Origin of the sequence: Kitasatospora sp. NPDC001309 (assembly GCF_042896295.1) — a bacterium.
Lineage (GTDB): Bacteria > Actinomycetota > Actinomycetes > Streptomycetales > Streptomycetaceae > Kitasatospora.
The window spans coordinates 58,857-71,829 of sequence record NZ_JBIAXC010000050.1; the positions used below are offsets into that span (position 1 = coordinate 58,857).

The 12,973-nt window shown below is 74.2% G+C and carries 17 protein-coding genes; 2 read left to right on the forward strand and 15 right to left on the reverse strand.

Features of this window, described 5'->3' with window-relative positions; all coding sequences use genetic code 11:
• Window positions 1-32 precede the first annotated feature (32 nt).
• The 15 genes from ACFY2K_RS35790 to hisI all read right to left on the reverse strand — a co-directional run bounded on the left by ACFY2K_RS35790 (window position 33) and on the right by hisI (window position 11,434).
• A complete protein-coding gene (locus tag ACFY2K_RS35790; protein ID WP_375893368.1) occupies window positions 33-770 on the reverse strand; it encodes a VIT1/CCC1 transporter family protein in 738 nt (245 codons plus the stop codon).
• Window positions 771-908: 138 nt separating this feature from the next.
• Window positions 909-1,931: a prolipoprotein diacylglyceryl transferase gene (lgt, locus tag ACFY2K_RS35795; protein ID WP_375893366.1), complete on the reverse strand. Its 1,023-nt coding sequence runs from the start codon at window positions 1,929-1,931 to the stop codon at window positions 909-911.
• A 118-nt stretch (window positions 1,932-2,049) separates the two neighbouring features.
• Window positions 2,050-2,913 carry a DsbA family protein gene (locus ACFY2K_RS35800; protein WP_375893364.1) on the reverse strand — a complete coding sequence of 288 codons (864 nt, stop codon included), beginning with the start codon at window positions 2,911-2,913 and terminating at the stop codon, window positions 2,050-2,052.
• Window positions 2,914-2,975: 62 nt separating this feature from the next.
• Window positions 2,976-3,485 carry a MauE/DoxX family redox-associated membrane protein gene (locus tag ACFY2K_RS35805; protein WP_380527020.1) on the reverse strand — a complete coding sequence of 170 codons (510 nt, stop codon included), beginning with the start codon at window positions 3,483-3,485 and terminating at the stop codon, window positions 2,976-2,978.
• 128 nt (window positions 3,486-3,613) lie between these two features.
• Window positions 3,614-3,859: a hypothetical protein gene (locus ACFY2K_RS35810; protein WP_380398152.1), complete on the reverse strand. Its 246-nt coding sequence runs from the start codon at window positions 3,857-3,859 to the stop codon at window positions 3,614-3,616.
• A gap of 209 nt (window positions 3,860-4,068) precedes the next feature.
• Window positions 4,069-4,878, reverse strand: coding sequence for a tryptophan synthase subunit alpha (trpA, locus tag ACFY2K_RS35815; RefSeq protein ID WP_380527018.1), 810 nt, complete (start codon window positions 4,876-4,878; stop codon window positions 4,069-4,071).
• 2 nt (window positions 4,879-4,880) lie between these two features.
• The gene (gene trpB, locus ACFY2K_RS35820) at window positions 4,881-6,149 is read right to left on the reverse strand and encodes a tryptophan synthase subunit beta (RefSeq protein ID WP_375893356.1); all 1,269 of its coding nucleotides are present in this window, start codon (window positions 6,147-6,149) and stop codon (window positions 4,881-4,883) included.
• Between the two features lie 50 nt (window positions 6,150-6,199).
• Window positions 6,200-6,349, reverse strand: coding sequence for a tryptophan biosynthesis modulator TrpM (gene trpM, locus ACFY2K_RS35825; protein WP_375893354.1), 150 nt, complete (start codon window positions 6,347-6,349; stop codon window positions 6,200-6,202).
• Window positions 6,350-6,359: 10 nt separating this feature from the next.
• Window positions 6,360-7,166, reverse strand: a complete 807-nt coding sequence (gene trpC, locus ACFY2K_RS35830; RefSeq protein ID WP_375893352.1) for an indole-3-glycerol phosphate synthase TrpC — start codon at window positions 7,164-7,166, stop codon at window positions 6,360-6,362.
• Between the two features lie 226 nt (window positions 7,167-7,392).
• Window positions 7,393-7,833 (reverse strand): DUF2752 domain-containing protein, encoded by a 441-nt coding sequence (locus tag ACFY2K_RS35835; RefSeq protein ID WP_375893351.1) that lies wholly within the window; start codon window positions 7,831-7,833, stop codon window positions 7,393-7,395.
• A gap of 86 nt (window positions 7,834-7,919) precedes the next feature.
• Window positions 7,920-8,195, reverse strand: a complete 276-nt coding sequence (locus ACFY2K_RS35840; protein ID WP_375893350.1) for an HGxxPAAW family protein — start codon at window positions 8,193-8,195, stop codon at window positions 7,920-7,922.
• Between the two features lie 170 nt (window positions 8,196-8,365).
• Window positions 8,366-8,971, reverse strand: a complete 606-nt coding sequence (locus ACFY2K_RS35845; RefSeq protein WP_375893348.1) for a TIGR02234 family membrane protein — start codon at window positions 8,969-8,971, stop codon at window positions 8,366-8,368.
• Window positions 8,968-9,474 (reverse strand): Uma2 family endonuclease, encoded by a 507-nt coding sequence (locus tag ACFY2K_RS35850; protein ID WP_387716846.1) that lies wholly within the window; start codon window positions 9,472-9,474, stop codon window positions 8,968-8,970. The genes ACFY2K_RS35845 and ACFY2K_RS35850 overlap by 4 nt, the downstream gene beginning before the upstream one ends.
• 19 nt (window positions 9,475-9,493) lie before the next feature.
• The gene (locus ACFY2K_RS35855) at window positions 9,494-11,014 is read right to left on the reverse strand and encodes an anthranilate synthase component I (protein WP_380527010.1); all 1,521 of its coding nucleotides are present in this window, start codon (window positions 11,012-11,014) and stop codon (window positions 9,494-9,496) included.
• A 48-nt stretch (window positions 11,015-11,062) separates the two neighbouring features.
• Complete coding sequence (hisI, locus tag ACFY2K_RS35860; protein WP_387716848.1) at window positions 11,063-11,434, reverse strand: phosphoribosyl-AMP cyclohydrolase; 372 nt, start codon at window positions 11,432-11,434, stop codon at window positions 11,063-11,065.
• A gap of 133 nt (window positions 11,435-11,567) precedes the next feature.
• Between hisI and ACFY2K_RS35865 the strand changes: the two genes are divergently transcribed.
• Both ACFY2K_RS35865 and ACFY2K_RS35870 read left to right on the forward strand, forming a co-directional pair.
• Window positions 11,568-12,146: a hypothetical protein gene (locus tag ACFY2K_RS35865; protein WP_380527008.1), complete on the forward strand. Its 579-nt coding sequence runs from the start codon at window positions 11,568-11,570 to the stop codon at window positions 12,144-12,146.
• A gap of 48 nt (window positions 12,147-12,194) precedes the next feature.
• Window positions 12,195-12,833, forward strand: a complete 639-nt coding sequence (locus tag ACFY2K_RS35870; protein WP_375893340.1) for a TIGR03085 family metal-binding protein — start codon at window positions 12,195-12,197, stop codon at window positions 12,831-12,833.
• Window positions 12,834-12,973 lie beyond the last annotated feature (140 nt).

Genomic DNA, 12,973 nt, shown 5'->3' on the forward strand with positions numbered 1-12,973 from the left:
CAGCCCTGCCGCCGTGCACCACCGCGTCGGCCCTAGCCGACGTGCCCGCCGATCAGCCACCCCAGCAGGTACGTCACCCCGGCCGCGGCCCCGCCCAGCACCAGCTGCCGCAGCCCGCTGAACCACCAGCTGCGCGCCGTCACCCGGGCCACCACCGCGCCGCACAGGAACAGCCCCAGCCCCGCCAGGAGCATCGCCGGCAGCAGCGTGGTCGCCCCCAGCAGGTACGGCAGCAGCGGCAGCAGCGCGCCCAGCGCGAAGCACAGGAAGGACGAGCCGGCCGCGACCAGCGGGGAGGGCAGGTCGTTGGGGTCGATCCCCAGCTCCTCCCGGGCGTGCACCTCCAGCGCCAGCTCCGGGTCCCGGGACAGCTGCCGGGCCACCTCGTGGGCGAGCTCCGGGTCCACCCCGCGCGAGACGTACACCTGCGCCAGCTCGGCCAGCTCGCCGTGCGGGTTGCGGCTCAGCTCCAGCCGCTCGGCCTCGATCTCGGCCTGCACCAGCTCCCGCTGGGAGGCCACCGAGGTGTACTCCCCCGCCGCCATCGAGCAGGCACCGGCCGCCAGGCCCGCCAGGCCGGTGAGGATCACCGTGCTGCTGGAGGCCGCGCCGCCGACCACACCGGTCATCAGCGCGAAGTTCGACACCAGGCCGTCCACCGCCCCGAACACCGCGGGCCGCAGCCAGCCGCCGTTGACGTCCCGGTGGTGGTCGGCCGCAGGTATCCGCGGGTGCTGGGCGGGCTCGGCTTCCAGGGTGCTCGCAGTCACGGTACTTCCCCTCCGTCTTTCGTTCGTCGACCTGACCGTAGCCCCGTTGACCTGCGCATTTCCAGCAAAGTAAGGCTGTCCGAACAGCACTGAGGCCACCCTTCGCAAGGGTGGCCTCAGTTGCGGGGAAGTCCCTGGTCAGATCGGGTTCTTGGCGTCCTTGCCGGCCTTCTCGGCGCCCTCGTCGGCCGGTTCGGCCGCCGCCTTTTCGTCCAGCAGTCGAGACGGCTTCTCCCCGTCCACCGTCTCGCTCGGCTTCGGAACGGCCGCCTCCGCCTTCTTCGGCGCCGCGTCCTCCTCCTGGGCCGCGTCCTTCTCCTGGGCCTCGGCGTGCGCCGCCGGGTCGATGCTCGCCGGGTCCTCCCGGCCGGGCCGCTTCTTCCCGACGACCACGAAGTACACGACGGCGCCGATGAACACCACGATCGAGGTCCAGTCGTTCAGCCGCAGGCCGAAGTAGACGTGCGCCTCGTCGATCCGCAGCCACTCGGTCCAGAACCGGCCCACCGTGTACGCGGCGACGTACAGCGCGAAGGCCCGGCCGTGGCCCAGCCGCCAGCGCCGGTCCGCCCAGATCACCAGCAGCGCGACGGCCACGTCCCAGATCGACTCGTACAGGAAGGTCGGGTGGAAGACCCCGTTCACGACCTCGCCGTCGGGCAGCGTCTTGTGGATCTCCAGGCCCCACGGCAGCGTGGTGGCCCGCCCGTACAGCTCCTGGTTGAAGTAGTTGCCCCAGCGGCCCATCGCCTGGGCGAGCACGATGCCCGGCGCGATGGCGTCGGCGTAGGCGGGCAGCGGCACGCCCCGGCGGCGGCAGCCGATCCAGGCGCCGACCGCGCCGAGCGCGACCGCGCCCCAGATGCCGAGGCCGCCCTCCCAGATCTTGAAGGCGTTCCAGGGGTTCTTCCCCTCGCCGAAGTAGAGCTGGTGGTCGGTGATCACGTGGTACAGCCGGCCGCCGACGAGGCCGAAGGGCACGGCCCACACGGCGATGTCACCGACGGTGTGCTTGGCACCGCCCCGGGCGACCCAGCGCTTGCTGCCGAGCCAGACGGCCGCGACGACCCCGAGGATGATGCAGAAGGCGTAGGCGCGCAGCGGGATCGGTCCGAGGTACAGGACCCCCCGCGACGGGCTGGGAATGTAGGCGATATCCATGGCAGTTCCGACGCTACAGGGTCCGGCGGCCCCATCCGACACCCCCGGGGTCACAGATACCGAACAACGAACGCCGCCGCCCCCTCCCGCATCGGGAGGGGGCGGCGGCCGGACGCGCTCAGCCGGCCGACGGCGAGGGGTTGTTGGCCTCCGAGGCGGCGGCGGTGGGCGCCGGGGTCTGACCGTTCGTGCCCGCCGTCCCGAGCTGCTTGCCCTGGTTGGCGGCGTCCACCCACTTCACCAGGTTCGCCGGGGTGATCTCCTCGTTGCCGTTCTTCGGGTAGATCGGCTGGCCGTTGAGCAGCACCGTCGGGGTGGACTTGTAGCTGGACTTGTCGAAGTCCTGCTGCACCGCCGACACCCATCCGCCGTACTTGTTGTCGTTGACGCAGGCCTGGAACTCCGGCGTGTCCAGCCCCCCCACCTGCTTGGCCAGGTTGAGCAGCACCGCCTTGTTCCCGAAGGCGTCGTTGGTCTCGTCCGGCTGGTTGCGGTAGAGCACGTCGTGGTAGTCCCGGAAGTGCCCGGCGTCCTGGGCACAGGCCAGGGCGTTGGCCCCGTTCTTCGAGCCCTTGCCCGGCACCGCGCGGTCGATGAACGACACCACGTGGGCGTTGGTGTAGATCTTCCCGGCGTCCTCGAGCTGGTCGATGGTCGCCGAGAACTCGCGCTCGAAGATCCCGCAGGCCGGGCAGCGCGGGTCCTCGTACACGGTGAGCACCGACGGCGCGTTGCTCGCGCCGACCGGGATGACCAGGTTCTTGTCACCGATCGTCCCGGCCGGGGCGGCGGTCGGGGTCTCCGGCTTGGAGCGCTGGTTCTGCACCAGCACGCCGGTGACGACCGCGGCGGCGATCACCACGAGCACCGCTCCGCCGACGACCAGCTTCTTCCTGCGCCGCGAGCCGGCCTCCTCGGCCGCCCGCTGCTCCAGCATCCGCTCGCGGGCGGTGCGCTTGCCTTCTCGGTTCTTCTCGCTCATTGCCTTGACATCCACGGTCTGGGGGCCTTCGTCGGGTGCGGGGATGGGAATGGCCGGACGGGTCAGCTCGCCAACCAGCCGTCGGCCGAGAGCCGGGTGCGGGGCCGCCACAGCAGGAACCCGGCCAGCAGCAGGAAGCCGGTGTCGCGGAGGATCTCCTGCAGGTACTCGGTCTGCGAGGCGTCGACGTGCCCTCCGCCGCCGAAGCAGCCGCAGTCGATCGAGATCCCGCGCGCCCAGGCCGAGGCGATCCCGGCGATGAAGGCGAGCAGCAGCAGCGCCGACACCCCGGCGAGCAGGCGGACGCCGAGGCCGATCACCAGCAGCAGGGCGAGCGCCAGCTCCAGGAAGGGCAGCCCGTAGCCGATCGGTTTGACCAGGCCCTCGGGCAGGATCTCGTACGCCCGCACCGCCTGGGCCGCCTCCGCCGGGTCGGCGATCTTCGCCAGCCCGGCCCACCCCCAGACCACGGCCAGGCCGAGCCGCGCGGCCGTACCGATCCACTCGCTCCGGACCGGCACCCGCCGCGGCGCGGGCGCGGAGCCACCGGACTGCACTGCCGGCCCCGCCATCAGGGAACCCCCCTCGGGAAACTCGTTCACTTCCTGACGAACCGTAAGGGATGAAGACCGGTTCCTCCGGATTCACGAATTAAGCCGGACGAGTGACGTTCCGTCCGATTCCCTCGAACACCCCTACGTCACCGGCATCCCTGCATCCGCCCCGGGTCGAACAGCTCCGGCCGCCCCTCGTGCCGCCCCCGCGCGGCCCGCTCCGCCGCGTCCCAGCGCGCCGCCTCCGCACAGGCCACCGCCTCCCGCTCGGCCCGCTCCGCCCCCCGCTTGGCCAGGGCCTGCCCCACCTCGGTGTGCGCGCCGACCGCGGCCCCCAGAGCCAGCGCGGCCGCCGCCGCCCGCAGCAGCACGGCCCGATGAAGCCCAGCCACCCGCTCACCCCTTCGCTAGCCCGGCCACCCCCGTAGACGTGGTTCGTGCACTCGTCCCTCCACTCAACGCCGGTCAACCCCGCCTGATGCGTGTCGCCCGCGCTCTTCACCCGTTCGGGGCCGCCGCGCCGCTGACGCCGACGGAAAAGCCGGCGGCCCGCTCCCCCCGGAGGGGGAACGGGCCGCCGGCCGACGACTGCTGCGGCGGGTCAGCGCCTGCGCACGCCCTGCGCCAGCTCCCCGGCCAGCGCGCGGACCGCGGCCAGTCCGGCGGCCTCGTCCGCACCGGCCTCCAGGATCCGCTTCACGAACGCGGAGCCGACGATCACCCCGTCCGCGAACCGGGCGACCTCGGCCGCCTGCACGGCGTCGGAGACGCCGAGCCCGACGCAGACCGGCAGGTCGGTGGTGGCCCGGGTCCGGGCGACCAGGTCCTCGGCCAGCGAGCCCACCGCCGACCGCGTCCCGGTCACCCCCATGACGGCGGCCGCGTAGACGAAGCCGCTCCCGGCCGCCGTGACCTCCGCCAGCCGCGCGTCCTTGCTGCTCGGCGCGACCACGAACACGGTGTCCAGCCCGTGCTCGTCCGCCGCCTTGCGCCACTCCTCGGACTCCTCCACCGGGAGGTCCGGCAGGATGCACCCCGCCCCGCCCGCGGCGGCCAGGTCGGCCGCGAAGCGCGCCACCCCGTACCGGTCGACCGGGTTCCAGTAGGTCATCACCAGCACCGCCGTCCCCGGGTGGGCGGCGGCCGCCTCCTGGACGGTCCGCAGCACGTCCTTGATCCGCACCCCGCCCCGCAGCGCGATGTCGTCCGCGGTCTGGATCACGGCCCCGTCCAGGACCGGGTCGGAGTGCGGCAGTCCGATCTCGACGACGTCGCAGCCGCCCTCGATCAGCGCGTCGACCGCCCGGATCCCGCCGTCGACCGTGGGGAACCCGGCCGGGAGGTACCCGATCAGCGCGGCCCGGTCCTCGGCCTTGGCCGCCGCCAGCACGGTGCTCAGCTTCGAAGCCATGATCACTTACCCCCCTCGGCCGCGCCGCCGGCCGCATCGCCGGAACCGGCCGGCGCGTCGTAGAGCCCGAAGTACTGGGCCGCGGTGTGCATGTCCTTGTCGCCGCGCCCGGAGAGCGAGACCAGGATGGTCGCCTCCGGTCCGAGTTCGCGGCCCAGCTCCAGCGCGCCGGCCAGCGCGTGGGCGCTCTCGATGGCCGGGATGATCCCCTCGGTGCGGGAGAGCAGCCGCAGCGCCTGCATCGCCGCGTCGTCGGTGACCGGCCGGTACTCGGCCCGCCCGGTGTCCTTGAGCCAGGCGTGCTCCGGCCCGACGCCGGGGTAGTCCAGCCCGGCCGAGATGGAGTGCGACTCGATGGTCTGCCCGTCCTCGTCCTGGAGGACGTACGTCCGGGAGCCGTGCAGCACGCCGGGGTCGCCCTTGGTCAGGGTGGCCGCGTGGCGGGGGGTGTCGGCGCCCTCGCCGGCCGCCTCGCAGCCGATCAGCCGCACGCCGGCGTCCGGGATGAACTCGTGGAAGATGCCCATCGCGTTGGAGCCGCCGCCGACGCAGGCCACGACCGCGTCGGGCAGCCGCCCGGTCCGGTCCAGCACCTGCTGGCGCGCCTCGACGCCGATGACCCGGTGGAAGTCGCGGACCATCATCGGGAAGGGGTGCGGCCCGGCGACCGTCCCGAACAGGTAGTGGGTGGAGTCGACGTTGGCGACCCAGTCGCGGAAGGCCTCGTTGATGGCGTCCTTGAGCGTCCGCGAGCCGGACTTGACCGCGACGACCTCGGCCCCGAGCATCCGCATCCGGGCGACGTTGAGCGCCTGGCGCTCGGTGTCGACCTCGCCCATGTAGATGGTGCAGTCGAAGCCGAACAGGGCGCAGGCGGTGGCGGTGGCCACCCCGTGCTGGCCGGCGCCGGTCTCGGCGATGATCCGGGTCTTGCCCATCCGCCGGGTGAGCAGGGCCTGGCCCAGCACGTTGTTGATCTTGTGCGAGCCGGTGTGGTTGAGGTCCTCGCGCTTGAGCAGGATCCGCGCGCCGCCCGCCTCGGCGGAGAAGCGGTGCACGTCGGTCAGCGGGCTCGGGCGCCCGGTGTAGTCCTTGAGCAGCCCGTCCAGCTCGGCGGTGAAGGCCGGGTCGGTCTTGGCCTTCTCGTACTCCTCGGCGACCTGCTCGACCGCGGCGACCAGCGCCTCGGGGATGAAGCGGCCGCCGTACGCGCCGAAGTAGCCGCGGGCGTCCGGCACCTGGGCGCCGGGCAGGTAGTCCTTCTCGGACATGTGGTTTCCCTTGACGGAGATGGATGACGGTGACGTCTGGTTCGGCTGGTTCAGCCGCGCGTCGTGCGCCATCGCCGTCCGGGTACCTGACCGGGCTCGCACCCGATCACGTACCGCACCCGACGCCCCAGCACCCGGCGTGCGGGCGCGCGGCAGCCGCGCGGGCGGCAGCCGGGGGCGAGTCGGGTGGCGATCTTCATCGGGGCGGTGTCAGTCCTTGTGCCGGACGGCGGGGTGGGCACCGGCCGCGACCAGGTCGGCGACCGCGGCCCGCGGGTCCTTGCCGGTCACCAGGGACTCGCCGACCAGCACCGCGTCGGCGCCCAGGTTGGCGTAGCTGATCACGTCCAGCGGGCCGCGCACACCGGACTCGGCGATCTTGACGATGCCGTCCGGAATGGCGTGGGCGACGTTCTCGAAGGTGTTGCGGTCCACTTCGAGGGTCTTCAGGTTGCGGGCGTTGACGCCGATGATCCGCGCCCCGGCGTCCACCGCGCGCCTGATCTCCTCCTCGTCGTGCACCTCGACCAGCGGGGTGAGGCCGATCGACTCGGCGCGCTCGATCAGCGACACCAGGGCCGGCTGGTCGAGGGCGGCGACGATCAGCAGCGCGAGGTCGGCGCCGTGGGCGCGGGCCTCCCACAGCTGGTAGGCGGTGACGATGAAGTCCTTGCGCAGCAGCGGGGTGTCCACCTCGGCGCGGACGGCGTCCAGGTCGGCGAGCGACCCGCCGAAGCGGCGCTGCTCGGTCAGCACGCTGATCGCCGCGGCACCGCCGGCCGCGTAGTCGCGGGCCAGGGCCGCCGGGTCGGCGATCGAGGCCAACGCGCCCTTGGACGGGCTGGAGCGCTTGACCTCGCAGATCACCCGGATCCCGTCGCCCTTGAGGGCGGCGACGCCGTCCTTGGCCTCCGGGGCCTTGGCCGCGAGCGCCTTGAGCTCGTCCAGGGAGACCCGGGCCTGCCGCTCGGCGAGGTCCTCGCGGACCCCTTCGATGATCGAGTCGAGCACACTCACTCAGGAGCCCCCATCATTTCTGCTGGTTCGCCAGCGCGAGCCGGACGGGCAGGAGCCCGTCGGCCCTTCGATGGTATCGGCACCCGGGTGCGCACAGCGCATCCGCCCGGCCCGCGTCTCGCGGAACGGGACACTCCCCGGTACGGCTCTCAGCTGCGGCTTCACCGGCTCTCCACCGGCCGGGGCCGGGCCGGCCCCGGGTCGGCGCCGGCCCGCCGGGCCCGGCTCAGACCACCGGCGGCGCCAGCCCGGCGCCCACCGGCAGGTTCCGCACCACCGCGAACACCAGCACCAGCAGGCCGATCAGCGCCCAGCGCCGGGCGCCCACCGAGACCCGCACCGGCGGCCCGCCGGTCAGCGCCGCCCAGGCCCAGCGCAGCCAGAGCAGTGCCAGCACCGCGAACAGCAGGACGGCCACCGCGTTGTCGTGCAGCGCGCCGGTCAGGTCCCCGTGGGCCAGCGCGTGGACGCAGCGCAGGCCCCCGCAGCCGGGGCACCACCAGCCGGTCGCGGCCAGGAAGGGGCAGTCGGGGTAGTGCCCGGGGGCGTTCGGGTCCACCGCCGCGACGTACCCGGCGGGAACGGCCACCGCCGCCAGCGCGGCCAGCGGCGGGACCGTCCGGCGCAGCACGGGCGGCGGGGCGGGGGTGGTGGGGGCGGCGTTCACGCCCCGATTGTGCCCGCGCCGGGCCCGGACGGAACGAAACGGCGGGCGTGGCGCGCCCGCCGTTCGGTTGTGCGAATACCCGCTGGTCAGGCGGCGACGGCCTCGCGGGCCTCGACGGCCGCCCGACGGGCGGCGTGCTGCTCCGCGACCGACTTGTAGACGTTGGTGCTGGCCTGCTTGCCCATGCCGGCCATCGACATGGCCTTGCCGACGATGCCGCCCACCAGGACGACCGCCAGACCGGCCCAGACGAGCAGCGGCGACGGCAGGATCATCGCGACGCCCGCGATGCCGAAGCCGACGAAGGAGATGACGACGCCGGTCCAGGCGGCGGGGTTGTGGCCGTGTGCTGCTGCTGACATCGATGGTGCTCCTAGGCTCTCGGGGCCCGGCCGGGCCTGCGGGGCCGCCGGCGGGTTGACGGTTCCCATTGTGCCGGGCCACACACCGGCCCCCCAAAGCGGGTGGCCCGTCTATCGCGTCACACCACGGCGGGCGCCGCACCACGGCCGGCGCCGCACGGCGGTGGACGCTACCCGGCGGTCGGGTCCTCGCCGCGGTCCAGGGCCTTCCACAGGTCACCGGGAGTGTCGGCCTTCGCCGGGGCCTTGCGGGTCGGCGCCTCGTAGCGGCTGCCCATGGCCGGCCAGCCGCGGCCGTGGCGCAGGGTGATCAGCCCGGCCACGGCGAGCAGCAGTCCGCCGGCCAGCGCGACCCAGGGCCAGCCGGTGTGCGACACCTCGGTGGCGGTGGAGCCGGCCAGCGCCAGCTTGCCGGAGGCGGCGCTGTCCAGCGCGGCGGTGTCCGAGGCCCCGGCCACCGAGGCGGCGGCCGCGCCCAGCCCGGCCAGCAGGGTCAGCGCGCCGACCGCGAGCCGGCCCGCGCCGCGCACCGCGAACACCGCGACGGCCGCGGCCAGGCCCACCAGGGCCAGCCCGCCGGGCAGTTCGGAGATCTTGCCGCCGGTGACGGAGACGTCCAGGGTGCCGGCCCGGCCCTCGGCCCAGGTCCGCCCGGCCGCGGTCAGCACCAGCACGGCGCTCAGCACGGTCAGCAGCAGCATCACGCCGAGCGTGCGGCGGCCTGCCCCGGACGGGGCGGGAGCGGCGGGGGCGGGGGTCTGGTCTGCAGCGGTCACCCGTCCACTATCCCCCGGGCCACGCCCCGGGCCGTACCCGGGGTGGGGAACTCGTCCGTGCGCAGCACCACCGTGCGCCCGCCCAGCGGCAGGAACAGGTCGTTGCCGAAGGGCACCCGTTCGGCCTCCCGGTACACCCCGCCGGGGGACGGCGCGGTGTGCACGGTGCAGGCGGCGGCCGCCGGGTCGACCACCACGTACAGCGGCACGCCGCTCTCCGCGCAGGCCCGTGCCCAGGCGTGGTCGCGGCCGGGGTGGGCCACCTCCAGCACCACCTCGGCCGCGGCGGCCGCGTACCGGCCCCGGGCGTTGTGGACGGCGCCTGCGGCGAGGACCACCAGGTCCGGGGCGAGCGGGCCGTGCGCGGCCGGGAAGTCGATCAGGACGCTGGACAACACCCGTCCCCGGCCCCCGAGTTCGCCCCGGATCTGGACGGCCGCGCCGAACACGGCCTCCCAGCGCAGCTCGTCGTACGGCAGCTCGTCGTACGGCAGCTCGGGCATCCGGCCGCCTCCTCACGCCTCAGGACAGTTCCGGCCTCCGCAGCGTATTGGCGGTGGCGACGGCCCGCAGCACGGCGGCCGCCTTGTTGCGGCACTCGGTGTCCTCGCCGTGCGGGTCCGAGTCGGCGACCACGCCGGCGCCCGCCTGCACGTACGCGGTGCCGTCGCGCAGCACCGCGGTGCGGATCGCGATCGCGGTGTCGGAGTCCCCGGCGAAGTCCAGGTAGCCGACGCAGCCGCCGTACAGGCCGCGGCGGGTGGGCTCCAGCTCCTCGATGATCCGCATCGCCCGCGGCTTGGGCGCGCCGGACAGGGTGCCCGCCGGGAAGCAGGCCGTCAGCACGTCGAAGGCGCTGCGCCCGGGGGCGACCTTGCCGGTCACCGTCGAGACGATGTGCATCACGTGGCTGTAGCGCTCGATCTGCATGAAGTCGACCACCTCGACGCTGCCCGGCTCGCAGACCCGCCCCAGGTCGTTGCGGCCCAGGTCGACCAGCATCAGGTGCTCGGCCCGCTCCTTGGGGTCGGCGAGCAGCTCGGCGGCCAGCGCCGCGTCCTCGTGCGGGGTCGCGCCGCGGTGCCGGGTGCCGGCGATCGGGTGCAGCATCGCCTCCCCCTCGGTGACCTTGACCAGCGCCTCCGGGCTGGAGCCGACCACGTCGAAGCCGCCCTCGGCGCCGCCGTCCGGACCGGGGAAGCGGAACAGGTACATGTACGGGCTCGGGTTGGTGGTGCGCAGCACGCGGTAGACGTCCAGGGCGGAGGCCGGGCAGGGCGCCTCGAAGCGCTGCGAGGGCACCACCTGGAAAGCCTCGCCGGCCCGGATCCGCTCCTTGACCTCCTCCACCGCGGCCCGGTACGGCGCCCCGCCGAACGGCGAGTGCACCTCCCCCGGGCCGGCCGGGGTGAAGGTCGCCAGGCCCGGGTCGACCGGCTTCAACAGGCCGGCCTCCATCGCGTCCAGGCGCGCCACCGCGTCCGCGTACGCCTCGTCCACGCCGCTCGCCAGGTCGTTGTGGTTGACGGCGTTGGCGATCAGCAGCACCGTGCCGTCGGAGTGGTCGAGCACCGCGAGGTCGGTGGCCAGCAGCATCGTCAGCTCGGGGAGCCCGAGGTCGTCCGGGTTCAGGTCCGGCAGCTTCTCCAGGCGGCGGACGACGTCGTACCCGAGGTAGCCCACCAGGCCGCCGGTCAGCGGCGGCAGGCCGTCGTCGGCGCGCCGCGGGGTGTGCAGCGCCTCCAGGGCGGCCCGCAGCACCTCCAGCGGGTCGCCGCCGGTCGGGATGCCGACCGGCGGGGTGCCCAGCCAGCGGGCTCCGCCGTCGGGGTCGACGGTCAGCGCGGCGGCGCTGTGCACGCCCACGAAGGAGTAGCGCGACCAGTTGCCCTGCTCGGCGGACTCCAGCAGGAAGGTGCCCGGGCGCTCCTCGGCGAGGCTGCGGTACAGGCCGATCGGGGTGAGGCCGTCCGCGAGGAGCCTGCGGGTGACGGGGATGACCCGGGTGTCGACGGCGAGCTTGCGGAAGGCTTCGAGGTCCATGCGGGGCGGCACCTTCTGGATTCTGGAGTCGGCTGTGGTCGGGGTGGGTCAGGAGAGCGGGAGGACGTCGGCGTCGAAGCAGGTCCGGTCGCCGGTGTGGCAGGCCGCGCCGCTCTGGTCGACCTTCACCAGCAGGGTGTCGCCGTCGCAGTCCAGGGCCACCGACTTGACCGCCTGGACGTGACCGGAGGTGTCGCCCTTCACCCAGTACTCGTTGCGGCTGCGGCTCCAGTAGGTGCAGCGGCCGGTGGTGAGCGTGCGGTGCAGCGCCTCGTCGTCCATCCAGCCCAGCATCAGCACCTCGCCGGTGTCGTACTGCTGCGCGACGGCCGGGACCAGGCCGTCCTCGGTGCGCTTGAGGCGGGCGGCGATCGCGGGGTCGAGCGCGGTGGAGCCGGGGGCGGCGGGTGTGGTGGACATGGGGCCATTGTGTCAGCCCCTCCGGGCCGCGAACCGCTCCGTCCGGGCGGTGAACCGTTCGCGGGCGTCCCGTTCGGGGTCAGTTCCGCCAACCGCCTGCCGGGGGCGGCCCCGGTGGTCCATCCTCGGGGCCATGACCTCCGAGCAGCAGCCGCCCGAAGCCGCCGCCACCCGTCCGCCCCGGAGCCTGGTGATCACCGTCGCCGCCGTCCTGGCCGTACTGCTCGCGGTGGTGGCCACCGTGCTGCTCTGGCCCGAGGACGCCCCGAAGCCCACCGCCGCCCCGCCCCCGCCCTCGGCCACCCCGACCCCCACCCCCACCCCGACCCCCACCCCCACCCCCACCAAGCCGCAACCCCCGTACGCCTGGTTCCCGGTCGGCACCTGCTTCGACCACCCCCAGCTCAGCCCCGTCATCACCAAGGCCGAACAACGCCCCTGCGCCGGCGACCACGACGGCGAGGTCATCGCGAACCTCCAGCTCCCCGACGGCCTCACCGGCGAGATCCCTCTCGCCCTCGCCATGCGCGACGGCTGCAAGACCGCCGAGACCACCGCCGAATCCCACCAACCCCCCGGCCGGACCTACTACCCCCGCCAGTTCGGCCCCGCCCTGGCCAACTACAAGGACGGCTGGCGCGACTACACCTGCACCCTCACCGCCGGCAACAAACAGGGCAGCCCCAAACTCACCGCCCCGCTCCACCCGTAGACAGCGGGAAGGCCCCGGCCCGCACAGGACACGCCCTAGGCTGGCGGCATGTCGAACCACGCGCTCGCCGAGCGCCACCGCCTCGCCGAACTGCTCGCCGCCGCCGGGCCGGACGCGCCCACGCTGTGTGCCGGGTGGAGTACCCGGGACCTGGCCGCGCATCTGGTGGTCCGGGAACGCCGGGCCGATGCGGCGGCGGGGATCCGGGTCGGCGCCCTGGCCGGTCACACCCAGCGGGTGCAGGACGGGTACGCGCAGCGCCCGTACGAGGAGCTGGTGCGGTTGTTCCGGGCCGGGCCGCCGGTGTTCTCGCTGTTCGCGCTGCCCGGTGCGGACGAGGTGGCGAACACCGTGGAGTACTTCGTGCACGCCGAGGACGTCGCCCGGGCGGGCGACGACCGGGCGGTGCGGCCCGTCCCGCCCGGCCGGGCCGAGGCCCTGTGGCGGCGGCTGCCGATGATCGCGCGGTTCGAGGCGGGCCGCCGTTCCCCCGTGCGGCTCGCGCTGACCCGCCCGGACGGGCAGTCGCTGACGGTCGGTCCGGCCGGCGCCCCGGTGGTCCGGATCACCGGCGAACCGGGTGAGCTGGTCCTGTTCGTCTACGGCCGCGGGGCCCGCACCGAGCTCGCCGTGGACGGTGACGGGGACGCCGTCGAGGCGCTCCGGCACGTCCTGCCGCTCCCGTAGAAGGCGGGCCCAGGGTCCGTCTTCGAACTCCCGTCGTCCGCCCGCAGGGCGGGCGGGGCGGCGTTGGGGTGCGTGCATCGCAAGGCGGAGGAGGGAGCCCAATGCAGCGCATTGGCGACCGACGACAACGCGGCGAGGCG

Coding starts and splice junctions, on each gene's coding strand:
- trpA (WP_380527018.1), bottom strand. CDS start 4,878: ATGGCTTCGAAGCTGAGCACCGTGCTGGCGGCGGCCAAGGCCGAGGAC.
- ACFY2K_RS35805 (WP_380527020.1), bottom strand. CDS start 3,485: ATGGCGGGGCCGGCAGTGCAGTCCGGTGGCTCCGCGCCCGCGCCGCGG.
- trpM (WP_375893354.1), bottom strand. CDS start 6,349: ATGAAGATCGCCACCCGACTCGCCCCCGGCTGCCGCCCGCGCGGCTGC.
- ACFY2K_RS35840 (WP_375893350.1), bottom strand. CDS start 8,195: ATGTCAGCAGCAGCACACGGCCACAACCCCGCCGCCTGGACCGGCGTC.
- ACFY2K_RS35865 (WP_380527008.1), top strand. CDS start 11,568: ATGACCTCCGAGCAGCAGCCGCCCGAAGCCGCCGCCACCCGTCCGCCC.
- ACFY2K_RS35850 (WP_387716846.1), bottom strand. CDS start 9,474: ATGCCCGAGCTGCCGTACGACGAGCTGCCGTACGACGAGCTGCGCTGG.
- hisI (WP_387716848.1), bottom strand. CDS start 11,434: ATGTCCACCACACCCGCCGCCCCCGGCTCCACCGCGCTCGACCCCGCG.
- trpB (WP_375893356.1), bottom strand. CDS start 6,149: ATGTCCGAGAAGGACTACCTGCCCGGCGCCCAGGTGCCGGACGCCCGC.
- lgt (WP_375893366.1), bottom strand. CDS start 1,931: ATGGATATCGCCTACATTCCCAGCCCGTCGCGGGGGGTCCTGTACCTC.
- ACFY2K_RS35855 (WP_380527010.1), bottom strand. CDS start 11,014: ATGGACCTCGAAGCCTTCCGCAAGCTCGCCGTCGACACCCGGGTCATC.
- ACFY2K_RS35870 (WP_375893340.1), top strand. CDS start 12,195: ATGTCGAACCACGCGCTCGCCGAGCGCCACCGCCTCGCCGAACTGCTC.
- ACFY2K_RS35800 (WP_375893364.1), bottom strand. CDS start 2,913: ATGAGCGAGAAGAACCGAGAAGGCAAGCGCACCGCCCGCGAGCGGATG.